The organism is Microcoleus sp. S28C3 (assembly GCF_036700785.1).
In the GTDB taxonomy this organism is placed as follows: Bacteria; Cyanobacteriota; Cyanobacteriia; order Cyanobacteriales; family Microcoleaceae; genus Microcoleus; species Microcoleus asticus.
In genome coordinates, this window is record NZ_JAUBPO010000151.1 from 1 (window position 1) to 12103 (window position 12103).

Genomic DNA, 12103 nt, shown 5'->3' on the forward strand with positions numbered 1-12103 from the left:
CTTCTAAGAATGCTGAATTTATATCACAATATCCTCACCACTGATGAACAGTGTTCAATAAGATGCGTTCCCCCTGCTCCCGGTGGTGAATTACAAGTTTTTGCACGATCGCGTTCAGCAAGCTGCCTATTCTTTAATTCCCCAACAAGAGCGATCGCGCGTTCACTATCAGATTGGACAATTGCTGATCCAGCAAATTTCACCCGCAGCTATAGAAGAGCAAATTTTTTCAGTTGTCAATCAGTTGAATTATGGGATTGCGCTGATTGAAGACCAAACAGAACGATCCGATTTGGCACAACTCAACCTCACGGCTTGCCGCAAAGCCAGAGCTGCTACTGCTTATCAAGCTGCTCGCGAGTATGCTGCGATCGGGCTAAATTTGCTTGGAGAGAGCGCTTGGCAACGGCAGTACGAGATGACCTTGAACTTGCACGAAATAGCCGCCGAAGTGGCTTCACTCTGTGGTGAATTTGACCAGATGGATCGGTGGATTGACACTGTGATTCATCATACCAGAACTCCCCTAGAGCGAGTGAGCGTTTACATCGTCAAAATTCAGGCATTATCGTCCCAGAACAAGTTTTTAGAAGCAATTGCTATCGGTTTGTTGAGTCTCAAAGAATTAGGAGTTGAATTGCCCGATCGCCCTACATCAGAAGATATTCAGCAAGCAGTGCAGGAAATTAATAGCTCGATCGGCGATCGACCTATTGAAGACTTATTCGATCTGCCAGCGATGGTAAACCCCCAAAAGCTGGCTACGATGCAAGTGGCGGCAAGTATGGTGTCAGCTTGTTATCTGATTGGTTCGTCTTTGTTTGCACTGGTGACGGCCTTACAGGTAAATTTATCTATCCAATATGGCAACAGTCGCAGTTCAGCTTATAGCTATAGTTGTTATGGCATTTTTCTCAACAGCTTTCTACAAGATGTGACGGTAGCCGATCGGTTTGGCCGATTAGCTTATCGTCTTGCCAGTGGCGCGGATGCCAAAAATATTCGTTCTGAAACTTTTTCTGTGATCGGACTCTGTTTGTACCATCGCAAATCGCATTTGCGGGATACCGTCCCCATTATTCAGGCAGGCTATCAAGCCGGATTAGAAACAGGCAATCTAGAGTTTGTCGGGTATGGTGGGCAGGCATTTTGTATAAATGCCTACTGGTGCGGTCAACCTTTGGCAGAACTTGAACCCCAAATTCGGGCATACCGTCAGCAATTACTCGACCTCAACCAACTAACGACGGCAAATTATTGTTCGGTTTTTTGGGAAGCAACGCTGTTTTTATTGGGTAATCCAAACAACTTGGAGATTTCCTTTGAAGAGGAAGGCTATGAGGAGAAGCTGGTTTCTCAGTCGTTTGCCTCTAACGATTTTTACCGACTCTGCATCTTCTATCTGTACAGGGCAACGTTGAGATTCCTGCTGGGAGACATTGCTGGGGCCGCAGCAGATGTCGATCGAGCAAGACAGTATATAGCGGGAAGCGTAGGAACTACTTCCGAAGCTGGTTTATATTTCTATGACTCACTCATAGCCCTGGCCACTCCTGAGTTTGAGGCTGAGTTAGAAACGCAGTGGCAACGAGTTGAGGAAAATCAAAGGAAGTTGCAGCATTGGGCACAACACGCCCCCATGAATTATTTGCATAAGTGGCAGTTGGTAGAAGCAGAGAAATACCGAGTTGCCAGACAGAGGGCAGAAGCTATTGAAATGTACGATCGCGCCATTTCTGGAGCGAAAGAAAACGAATACATCCAAGAAGAAGCTCTCGCTAACGAACTAGCAGCTAAATTCTACCTCGACTGGGGCAAAGAAAAAGTGGCGCAAGCTTATATGCAAGAAGCCTACTAATGTTATGCTCGCTGGGGTGCGAAAGCCAAAATCGATGACTTAGAAAAACGCTATCCCCAACTTCTTGCTCCCATATTGCAGGCAAGAGAAAATCGTTTTGGAATCAGCGAAACTCGCCTCCACACAATCAATAAATCGTCAGTTTTACATCAAACCTGGCACACAACTCTATCTAGCAGTAGCAGTATTTACGAAGCCCTCGATTTCGCGACAATTCTCAAAGCCTCCCAAACTCTATCGAGTGAAATTCAATTAGAAAAATTGCTGGCTGCACTGATGTGTGTGGTGATGGAAAATGCCGGGGCAAAAAAAGCAGTTCTGCTGTTGCTTAAGGATGGGAATCTCGCGATCGAAGCTGTTGCCTCCTTCCATCGAGATGTCATCTCAATATCTGTACCGCTGTCAGCCAGCGACGAGGTTCCCGCTGCTGTGGTCAACTATGTTAAGCGGACTTGGAAAACTGTAGTTTTGGATAATGCAGCAGTACAAAGCGATTTTATTGCCGATCCTTATTTGATGCAGGAAAAGCCCAAAAGTGTGCTGTGCGCGCCAATTTTAAATCAGGGTAAATTAATCGGCTTGCTATATCTAGAAAATAACTTGACAATTGGTGCATTTACAGAGGATCGCACTGAAGTCATCCAACTTTTGTGCGCCCAAGCGGCTATCTCTCTAGAAAATGCCCGCCTGTACCAACAATCTCAAGCTTATGCACAAGAATTAGAGCGATCGCTCCTCGATCTGCAGCAAGCACAGTTACAGATCGTGCAAAGCGAAAAAATGTCCGCCTTGGGTAATTTAGTCACAGGAATAGCCCACGAAATAAATAATCCTGTCGGCTTTATTAGCGGCAATATTGAGGAAGCAACCACCACGATCAAAGATTTGATTTCCCACTTAAAGTTATATCAAGAAAAACTGCCAAATCCCGGCGAGGAAATCGAAGAAAATGCTGAGGATATTGATTTAGAGTATGCCTTAGAAGATTTGCCAAAGATGCTGTTGTCGATGAAAGTCGGGTGCGATCGCATTCGCGGCATTAGCACCAGCCTCCGCACTTTCTCAAGAGCCGATAAAGACTACAAAGTTCCCTTTAATATCCATGAGGGCATTGACAGCACCATCTTAATTTTGAAACATCGCCTGAAAGCCAACGAACACCATCCTGCGATCGAAGTCGTCACAGACTACGGCAATCTCCCCCCCATCGAATGCTTTCCCGGTCAACTGAACCAAGTCTTTATGAACCTGCTTGCTAACGCGATCGATGCCCTAGAAGAATCAAACCAAGGACGCAGTTTGGAGGCAATTAAAGCAAATCCACACTGTATCACAGTTCGTACCAGTCTGTCGGGCGATCGGCACATCAAAGTTCAGATTGCCGATAACGGTGCGGGCATGACTGAAGCCGTGAAACAGCGGATTTTTGACCATTTGTTCACCACGAAGGCAGTAGGAAAAGGCACAGGATTAGGATTGGCGATCGCCCGCCAGATTGTAGTCGAGACCCACGGCGGAACAATTAATGTCAATTCTACTTTGGGGGGAGGAAGTGAATTTGAGATAGTGTTACCTGTTAACGGATAAAAGTAGAGGGCATTGTTCATCATTTTTGATTTTAGATTCTAGATTTTAGATTGAAGAATTGGGAATGACAGATGACCTAATGATTTGGAGCTGGCCTACATTTGTATTCTTGTTTCAAAGTAGTATCAGAACTAAAAATTTGAGGAGGAGGAAGAATGAAAAAGGTTATTCATTTTTCATTCTTCCTCCTTTTGTTTGTCGAGTTTGAGTTCCTTGAGTCCGATCGACTAATTTCTATTTAAAAAAATCCATAATAACTAAATGAGATTGCCGATCGGGCATTATACCAGCCCCGATCGCAACTGCGGACACGGGCAAAACTTCCAGCGCCCCTTCGCCAGATTGCCAAAATCTCAATTATGCTAACCTAGGCAAGCAGCAATCCCTTGTCACGAAGGCGATTAACATAATTTCAAACAATTTATTTTATTGAGGACCGGTGTATCCCGTATGGCAAACCTGATCGGCACAGACAGCAACGACTTTATTCTAGGAACTCCGCTGAGCGATCGAATTCGCGCCTTAGATGGCGATGACACGCCCCTGGGTGCGGGAGGAGATGACACCCTAGAGGGCGACGGCGGCAACGACCAGCTTCTTGGAGGTGACGGAGCAGATTCGCTGATTGGCGGTGAAGGAAATGACGAACTTATTGGCAACCAAGGCCGCGATTTTGCTTCCGGCGGGAACGGCGACGACTCGATTCGCGGCGGTTTGGGCAACGACATCCTCGAAGGCAACGACGGGATAGACAGCGTGGTGGGAGACGCTGGGGACGACTTAGTTTTTGGCAACGGAGGCTTTGATGTGATTGCCGGCGGTACTGGCAACGACACCCTCACAGGGAATGACGGCGACGATTCCGTGTTCGGGAATGCTGATGAGGACTTTCTCTACGGGAATTTTGGGAACGATTCTCTCAACGGCGGTAGCGGCAGGGATCAACTGTTGGGCGGTGAGGGCAACGATTACTTGAGTGCCAGCGACGGCGACGACACTTTGTACGGCAATGCCGACAACGATTCGCTCTTCGGAGATGCTGGTAACGACCAGATATTCGGCGGCAAGGCTGACGATACAGCTTTTGGCGGCACAGGTTCCGATACGCTTCGCGGGGATGAAGCCGACGACTCGGTACTGGGAGATGAAGGCAATGACTTCCTGTTTGGTGGCAAAGGTAATGATGCTCTAGACGGCGGTTTTGGCGATGACTCGTTGGCTGGAGGTATCGGCGACGATACAATTTTGGGCAGTTTCGGCAATGACAATTTATTTGGGGCAGAGGGTAATGATTCTCTGATCGGAGGTGAGGGTTCGGATACTCTGACTGGCGGCAGCGGCAGCGATGTTTTTGGATTGGGAGCCGGGCCTGGCAGTTTGGCTTTAATTACTGATTACAATGAGGCAGAGGATTTCTTTGGACTGCCGAGCAATTTATCTTTCGCTCAACTGCAAGTTCGGCAAGGTAACGGTGCAAATATCAGGGATACAGTAATTACGACGCTCGACGGCAAGCTTTTAGCAATTTTGACAGACACTCCGGCAGCGCTGCTCGATGCCAATGATTTTATCGCTGTGACTGGGACGGTTCCCCCCAGACCAACCACGATTACAACTACAACTACAGTTACAACCACAATTACAGATCCAAATCAACCTCCAACTCCAACTCCGGCTCCAGCTCCGGCTCCAACTCCGGCTCCAACTCCAACTCCGACTCCAACTCCAACTCCGACTCCAACTCCAACTCCAACTCCAACTCCGACTCCAACTCCAACTCCGACGCCGACTCCAACTCCAACTCCCACAGCAGCACCGACTCCGACGCCGACTCCGACGCCGACTCCCACAGCAGCACCGACTCCGACGCCGACGCCGACTCCGACTCCCACAGCAGCACCGACTCCGACGCCGACGCCGACTCCGACTCCGACTCCCACAGCAGCACCGACTCCGACTCCGACTGCTTCGAGGATTCCAACTCCGCCGACAGTTAGCGTGCCTGATGCTGATTCGCCCCTGCTGTCAATTAGTTCGATCGCCCCGAGGCAGGCTCCCGGACTATTGCCACTGCCGGACCAGACGCGGATATTCCCGACGGCGGTGCCGAACCTGATACCTGGTCTTACACCTACACCTTTCGGGTTATAGGTGCGATCGCCCAGCTCAGTTATGAGTTTGTGATTTTTACATAAACTCATAACTCAAAACTCAAAACTATTTAACGTCTTGTGGAGTCTCGGCCGAGTCTTCTGGCAACTCGGCTGGAGAATCTTCTAGGGGAGATAATTGTTGGGTGTACCCCAAGAGCGATCGAAGTTTCATGCGGTGGATGTAAGGCCAGCCACCATTGGCTTCAATATTCTTGAGTAGTTTGTAAAGTGCTTGGCGGTTGTCGGGAAAAGACGCTTGAAACAAACCGTCCCGAATTTCCCGGTGCGAAGCTTCCAGCGTCCGCAGCAGGGCCAAAAGCAGCAGACTGTCTCCCTGACAACTTTCGGCTAAAGTCCGAATCGCCTCTGTCAGCGATTGCATTTGAGACTGCAACTTTTCTGACTCTAAATCTTTGCCGTTGTCCATACTGCTGCTTCCTTTGAAATCTACAAGGCGTTTGTCCCCAGCCTTTTGGTCAGCCGACTAATCGAGCTAGTCGCGATCGCCATTCGGGGTCATAAGCAAAGTAACTTAAGTAGGTTGACTTAAGCAATATTAATTTGCAGTCCAAGCCAAGAAAAGAGCACAACCCGTCGTACCATGTGTATTGGGCTGCGATCCGAACATGATTGAGAAATCATAAGTTCTTGCTTATTTTCACTGGACTAGCTTGATTTTTTGAGTCAATGTCTGTCTCGGTGAAGCGAGCGATCTGGATCTAAATGCTGCCCAAAGCGCTGGCGTAGCCTGCCGGCGGGCAATTATATTTTGCTCGAAGTAAGGCTTTTTCTTAATATAATCCGATGTTGGATATTGAGGTTTGCAATGAAATATCGTGCTTTAATTGTTGCACTTTTAGCATTTTGCATGAGTGCGCTGGTTGCTTGTTCTTCTGCTTCTGACACGACGGTGGCGACTACCGAGTTGCTCACCTACGACCAGATTAGAGGTACTGGATTGGCTAATAACTGCCCTAGCTTGGCAGAAACTTCTCGGGGATCGATCCCCCTCGAAGCGGGCGACACCTATAAACTGACTGGTTTGTGTTTGCAGCCCACAACTTTTTTTGTGAAGGAAGAACCAGCAAACAAACGCCAAGAGGCGGAATTTGTGCCTGGTAAATTGCTGACCCGGTTCACGTCGAGCATTGACCAAGTTCAAGGTACGCTTAATGTCGGTAATGACGGAACTCTGACTTTCACAGAAGAAGACGGCTTGGATTTTCAAGCTATTACGATTCAGTTACCGGGCGGAGAGCAAGTACCTTTCTTGTTTACCATTAAACAGCTAGTGGCCAGTTCCGAACCGGGAGTGGTTGCTATCAATACTTCCACCGATTTGCGAGGGGATTTTAACGTTCCTTCTTACCGCAGCGCAGGCTTTTTAGACCCTAAAGCTCGCGGGGTAGCGACTGGCTACGATAATGCTGTAGCGCTTCCGGCTACTGACAATTCCAAACTGAACCGCTCTAATGTAAAGCTGGCTGACACCCGCACCAAGGCGGGCAAAATTTCTCTCCAAGTTGCTAAAGTCAATAGCGCCACTGGCGAAGTTGGCGGGATTTTTGAGAGCACGCAGCCTTCTGATACTGATTTGGGAGCTAGACCTGCTCTGGACGTGAAAATTCGGGGTTTGTTTTACGCTCGCATTGAGCCTTCTGTGTCGTAAAATTGGGTTTCTGGATAGATCGAACTTGAGCAGTTTTTTGCCATAAAGCTACTGCTCGCCCTTCATTAGCCAACAGTCTTGACCAATATAAATTAAGACTGTTGACTAATGACTAAATTTATGATTTGATTGTGATTAGCTACAAGTAATGTAAGTTGGGATTTTAAATTAATTAAAGTATTGTATTGAAACCGCTTTCAGATTATAATATAGTGGTAAAAAATCCCGGTTAAATTCGGGATTGTGCCGAAAACCTTCTACCTGGTAAAATGCTGCCTTCTGCCGAAGGCCTTCGGATCGTCGCCCTAAATCCCTGCACCTTCCCAAAAATCAAAAGGTGTGTCCGCTATCACACCTATTAAGTGCTAGGATTACACTACCTAAAAGTGAATTATTTTAGACTGTATTGGAAACTCGATCTAAAGCAACCTCAGTCCTCTCCTCTACCAACCCTTATGCCGCTATGTCTACCACAGTGCCCAACGATCTAAAGAACGACAATTTGCAATTGTTGCGCGAGTACCAACTTTCGGGATCGAATGAAATCCGCAATCAGTTAGTTAAACTGAATATTGGACTGGTGAGAAAAGAAGTTTACCACTGGCTAAACCAGTGCAGTGAAAGCTACGACGATTTGCTGCAAGTAGGGTGTATTGGGTTGATCAGGGCGATCGAGCGGTTTGATATGTCGAAGGGACACGCTTTTAGTTCCTTTGCAATTCCCTACATTCGGGGCGAAATTCAACACTACTTGCGGGACAAAAGCCCTTCTGTGCGATTTCCCCGCCACTGGCAGTCCCTGGAACGCAAATCTGTAGCAGCGATCAAGGATTTGCAGGTGCAGTTCAACCGCAAACCTACGGATGCTGAAGTAGCAGCGGTGCTCGAGGTTTCTGTAGAAGAATGGCAAGAAATTAAGTTGGCCCATCTCAACAGATCGCCTCTGAGTTTGGACGCGCCGATGCAAGATGAAGATGAGGGGGCTACTTGTCTCGGAGAATTGGTTCCCGATACCAAGTATCGGAGTTTTCAGTTGGCGCAAGAGGATCAAATTCGCGTACAGCAAGCTTTGGCTATGTTGGAACAACGGACTCGCGAGATATTGGAGTTTGTTTTTCTCTACGATTTGACGCAGAAAGAAACGGCTGAACGCTTGGGTATCAGTGCGGTGACTGTTTCTCGGCGAGTTAAGAAGGGGCTGGATTTGCTCAAAGAAATCATGACGAAACAGCTTTAGTCATTAGTCATTAGTCATTGGTCATTGGTCAGCAGTAGTTATACCAATTCTGAAAAGTAGTGCTAGATATAAATTATCAGCTATCGTCTGTAGGGAAACGGCACTGCCGTGTCCGGCCGGTGGTGAGAGCGAATCAACGATAATTTATATAAGAGAATTACTTTAGCAATAGTTTTTAAAATTGGTATTAGTCAACAGTCAGCAGTATTCAGTCAACAGTCAATAGTCAACAGCGATCGGTAATTAGTCAGTTGCTACCAAGAACAAATAACAAATGACTAATGACTAATGACTAATGACTACTAACTAATTTTTAGATGCTGCGGACAAATTTATCGAGCCTTTCTACGGCTTTTTTAATTGTGCCTAAATCGGTGGCGTAAGACAAGCGGATGTGGTCGTCTGCACCAAAAGCAATCCCCGGAATAACTGCTACTTGCTGCTGTTCTAAGAAAGCGTCGCAAAATTCCAGAGAATTCATTCCTGTTTTGCTGATGTTGACAAACATATAGAAAGCACCGTCTGGTTTGATGCAGCTAATTCCGGGGACAGCATCGAGCAATTCAAATATTACCTGACGCCTTTCGGCAAAAGCTTGACGCATTTTTTCTACAGACTCTTGGCTGCTTTCCAAAGCTGCGATCGCGCCGTACTGTGCAAAAGTACACACGTTTGAGGTACTGTGACCTTGAATGGTGCTGGTGGCTTTGATTAATTCGATCGGCCCGGCCAAATAACCGATTCGCCAGCCTGTCATCGAGTAAGCTTTGGCAAAACCGCTGCTGATCAGGGTGCGATCGAAGATTTCTTGACCCAGGGAACCGATGCTGACGTGTTGGGCGCCGTCATATATAATTTTTTCGTAAATTTCGTCAGCAACGACTAGAATATCTCGATCGACTATCACCTCGGCTAGTGCTTTGATTTCCGCCAGAGTGTACACCATTCCCGTTGGGTTAGAAGGCGAATTCAGTACAAATAACTTGGTTTTGGGAGTAATCGCTCGACTCAGTTGTTCCGGTGTAATTTTATATCCTGTAGAAGCATCTGTCCGTACAATTACAGGCTTGCCGCTGGCGAGTTTTACCATTTCTGGATAGCTCAGCCAGTAGGGAGCAGGGATAATTACTTCATCCCCCGGATCGATCAGAGCCATCATCAGATTGTAGAGCGAATGCTTGCCGCCGTTGGTGACGATGATATTTTCAGGTTGATAGTTAAGGTTGTTGTCCTCGCGGAGTTTGCGGGCGATCGCAGCTTTTAACTGCGGTTCCCCAGTCACAGGGCCGTACTTAGTCTTCCCCTCGTCTAAAGCTTGTTTTGCCGCTGCTTTAACGTGTTCGGGGGTATCAAAGTCTGGTTCTCCTGTACTCAAACTACAGACATCAATCCCTTCGGCCTTCATGGCTTTAGCCTTAGCTGCGATCGCCAAGGTTATGGAAGGAGGAACCTCGCCCACTCGTGCTGCCAACTTAATCATTGGATTTTAGATATTAGATTTTTGACTTTAGATCTTAGGGTGACAAATCTTGATATTCAACCCTGTTGTTAGGGAATTATGACATTTGTTTACATAGTACGTAAAGGATTAAGCAATTAAAGAATAAAAATTAAAGAAGCTCTTAGTTTTAATTTTTATTTTTAATATTTTAAATTTTGACGTTATTATTGTACCATTTTTGATGCCTCGTTACCCTCAACGCCGATCTGCAAGCTTATGGATCTCAAATCTCTGATTCGCGACATTCCTGATTTCCCAAAGCCGGGAATTCTGTTTCGAGACATTACAACTTTGCTGCGCGACCCGCAAGGCCTCAACTACACCATTGACAGCTTAGCCGAAAAATGCTCTGAAATGTCTGCTGACTATGTGGTGGGCATGGAATCCCGAGGCTTTATATTTGGCGCGCCTTTGGCTTATAAAATGGGAATAGGCTTTATTCCTGTCCGCAAACCAGGGAAACTGCCAGGTGCGGTTCATTTTGCTGAGTACGAATTGGAATACGGTGTCGATCGACTGGAGATGCACCGAGATGCGATGACATCCGGCAGCCGGGTGCTGATTGTGGACGATTTAATCGCCACTGGCGGAACGGCGATGGCGACGGCTAAATTGTTGGAGCAAGCTGGGTGCGAGCTTGTCGGTTTTGCTTTTATCATTGAATTGCAGGCTTTGGGCGGCAGGGAGAAATTGCCGGATGTGCCGATCGTCACGCTAGTTGAATATTAGTTAGTTAACTGCTGACAGTTGACAGTTGGCAGTTGACAGTTGACAGTTGAGTAAAAACTACTGACAAATAATATCCTTGACCTTTGCATCGGAATTATTCATCTCTCTCTTCTCTGACTCTGCGATCTCTGCGTTAAGAGCGGTTAAATCATTCCGATGCAACCGGAATTAATATCATTCACAATTCTTCAATTCTTCAATTCTAAAATCTAAAATCTAAAATCTAAAATCTAAAATCTAAAATCCTATGACTTCTATTAAATTGAATCGAAATTGGCGAGGGTTGAGTTCTCTGTTTGGTGGGGAGACATTTACTTATGTTGTCAAGCGACTGTTGCAGGCACTTTTAACGCTATTTTTGGCATCGGCTCTTTGTTTTGCAATTATTGAGCTAGCACCGGGAAATTACTTGGATACTTTGAGCCAAAATCCGAAGATTTCGCCGGAAACACTCAAGCAACTCGAACAGCAGTTCGGCTTAGATAAACCAGCTATTGTGCAGTATTGGCTGTGGCTGCAACAAATTGTGACGCGGGGGAATTTTGGCACGAGTTTTGTGTATCAGCGATCGGTAGCTTCGCTGCTGTGGGAACGGGTACCGGCGACGCTGTTGATGGCGATCGCATCTATGTTTGTGACTTGGGCGATCGCCATTCCTTTGGGAATTGTCGCCGCCGTCAATCAAAACCGCACAGTCGATCGAGTTTTGCAAGTAGTCAGCTACACCGGACAGGGATTTCCGAGCTTTATTACAGCTTTGTTGCTGCTATTTTTCGCACAAAATACTTCGCCTCTGTTTCCCGTCGGAGGAATGACAAGTATCGACCACGCAGACTTACCTTGGTGGGGTCAAATCCTCGATTACTGCTGGCACTTAATTTTGCCAACTGTCGCCCTCAGCGTTACTGGTTTTGCTGGTTTGCAAAGATTGATGCGCGGACAATTGTTGGACGTGCTGCGTCAAGATTATATCCGAACAGCGCGGGCGAAAGGTTTGCCGGACGATCGAGTAATTTACGTTCACGCTTTGCGGAATGCTGTTAATCCGTTGATTACCCTATTGGGTTTTGAGTTTGCTAGTTTGTTGAGCGGTGCGTTTATTGCCGAATTTTTCTTTAATTGGCCTGGTTTGGGAAAGCTGACTTTGGAGGCGGTGAACAATCAAGATTTGTATTTAGTAATGGCAAGTTTGATGATGGGTGCAACCATGTTGATTGTGGGGAATTTGTTGGCGGATTTGCTGCTGAAAGCTGTCGATCCTCGGATTAAGCTCGAAGATTTGAAATAGTAGACTTACAGCAGATTGCAGGTTTATAGATGACAGTAACAGCATTTAGTAAACCAGTTTTTTAAATGTTGAGGATTTATT

Annotated in this window: 10 protein-coding genes; 7 read left to right on the forward strand and 3 right to left on the reverse strand. The window is 46.6% G+C overall.

Annotation, left to right across the window (positions count from 1 at the left end):
* Positions 1-85 precede the first annotated feature (85 nt).
* Both QUA13_RS29215 and QUA13_RS29220 read left to right on the forward strand, forming a co-directional pair.
* Complete coding sequence (locus QUA13_RS29215) at positions 86-1858, forward strand: hypothetical protein (protein WP_333204173.1); 1773 nt, start codon at positions 86-88, stop codon at positions 1856-1858.
* 75 nt (positions 1859-1933) lie between these two features.
* The gene (locus QUA13_RS29220) at positions 1934-3445 is read left to right on the forward strand and encodes an ATP-binding protein (RefSeq protein WP_333204175.1); all 1512 of its coding nucleotides are present in this window, start codon (positions 1934-1936) and stop codon (positions 3443-3445) included.
* 234 nt (positions 3446-3679) lie between these two features.
* On the opposite strand, the gene QUA13_RS29225 is transcribed toward QUA13_RS29220, so the two are convergent.
* On the reverse strand, positions 3680-3802 hold the full coding sequence (locus tag QUA13_RS29225) for a hypothetical protein (RefSeq protein ID WP_333204177.1): 123 nt from the start codon (positions 3800-3802) through the stop codon (positions 3680-3682).
* 93 nt (positions 3803-3895) lie between these two features.
* Here QUA13_RS29225 and QUA13_RS29230 point away from each other — a divergent pair, with 93 nt between their 5' ends.
* A complete protein-coding gene (locus QUA13_RS29230) occupies positions 3896-5596 on the forward strand; it encodes a calcium-binding protein (protein ID WP_333204179.1) in 1701 nt (566 codons plus the stop codon).
* A 66-nt stretch (positions 5597-5662) separates the two neighbouring features.
* On the opposite strand, the gene QUA13_RS29235 is transcribed toward QUA13_RS29230, so the two are convergent.
* Positions 5663-6025 (reverse strand): hypothetical protein, encoded by a 363-nt coding sequence (locus QUA13_RS29235; protein ID WP_172189867.1) that lies wholly within the window; start codon positions 6023-6025, stop codon positions 5663-5665.
* 399 nt (positions 6026-6424) lie between these two features.
* Between QUA13_RS29235 and QUA13_RS29240 the strand changes: the two genes are divergently transcribed.
* Positions 6425-7267 (forward strand): photosystem II manganese-stabilizing polypeptide, encoded by an 843-nt coding sequence (locus QUA13_RS29240; RefSeq protein ID WP_333204181.1) that lies wholly within the window; start codon positions 6425-6427, stop codon positions 7265-7267.
* Positions 7268-7730: 463 nt separating this feature from the next.
* Complete coding sequence (locus tag QUA13_RS29245) at positions 7731-8504, forward strand: RNA polymerase sigma factor SigF (RefSeq protein ID WP_333204183.1); 774 nt, start codon at positions 7731-7733, stop codon at positions 8502-8504.
* A gap of 313 nt (positions 8505-8817) precedes the next feature.
* Here QUA13_RS29245 and QUA13_RS29250 read toward each other — a convergent pair whose 3' ends face one another.
* Positions 8818-9984: a pyridoxal phosphate-dependent aminotransferase gene (locus tag QUA13_RS29250; RefSeq protein ID WP_333204185.1), complete on the reverse strand. Its 1167-nt coding sequence runs from the start codon at positions 9982-9984 to the stop codon at positions 8818-8820.
* A gap of 237 nt (positions 9985-10221) precedes the next feature.
* On the opposite strand from QUA13_RS29250, the gene QUA13_RS29255 reads away from it, so the two are divergent.
* Both QUA13_RS29255 and QUA13_RS29260 read left to right on the forward strand, forming a co-directional pair.
* Positions 10222-10734: an adenine phosphoribosyltransferase gene (locus QUA13_RS29255; RefSeq protein ID WP_333204186.1), complete on the forward strand. Its 513-nt coding sequence runs from the start codon at positions 10222-10224 to the stop codon at positions 10732-10734.
* Between the two features lie 247 nt (positions 10735-10981).
* Positions 10982-12022: an ABC transporter permease gene (locus QUA13_RS29260; RefSeq protein WP_333204188.1), complete on the forward strand. Its 1041-nt coding sequence runs from the start codon at positions 10982-10984 to the stop codon at positions 12020-12022.
* Positions 12023-12103 lie beyond the last annotated feature (81 nt).

Coding starts and splice junctions, on each gene's coding strand:
- QUA13_RS29260 (WP_333204188.1), top strand. CDS start 10,982: ATGACTTCTATTAAATTGAATCGAAATTGGCGAGGGTTGAGTTCTCTG.
- QUA13_RS29250 (WP_333204185.1), bottom strand. CDS start 9,984: ATGATTAAGTTGGCAGCACGAGTGGGCGAGGTTCCTCCTTCCATAACC.
- QUA13_RS29245 (WP_333204183.1), top strand. CDS start 7,731: ATGTCTACCACAGTGCCCAACGATCTAAAGAACGACAATTTGCAATTG.
- QUA13_RS29235 (WP_172189867.1), bottom strand. CDS start 6,025: ATGGACAACGGCAAAGATTTAGAGTCAGAAAAGTTGCAGTCTCAAATG.
- QUA13_RS29230 (WP_333204179.1), top strand. CDS start 3,896: ATGGCAAACCTGATCGGCACAGACAGCAACGACTTTATTCTAGGAACT.
- QUA13_RS29240 (WP_333204181.1), top strand. CDS start 6,425: ATGAAATATCGTGCTTTAATTGTTGCACTTTTAGCATTTTGCATGAGT.
- QUA13_RS29255 (WP_333204186.1), top strand. CDS start 10,222: ATGGATCTCAAATCTCTGATTCGCGACATTCCTGATTTCCCAAAGCCG.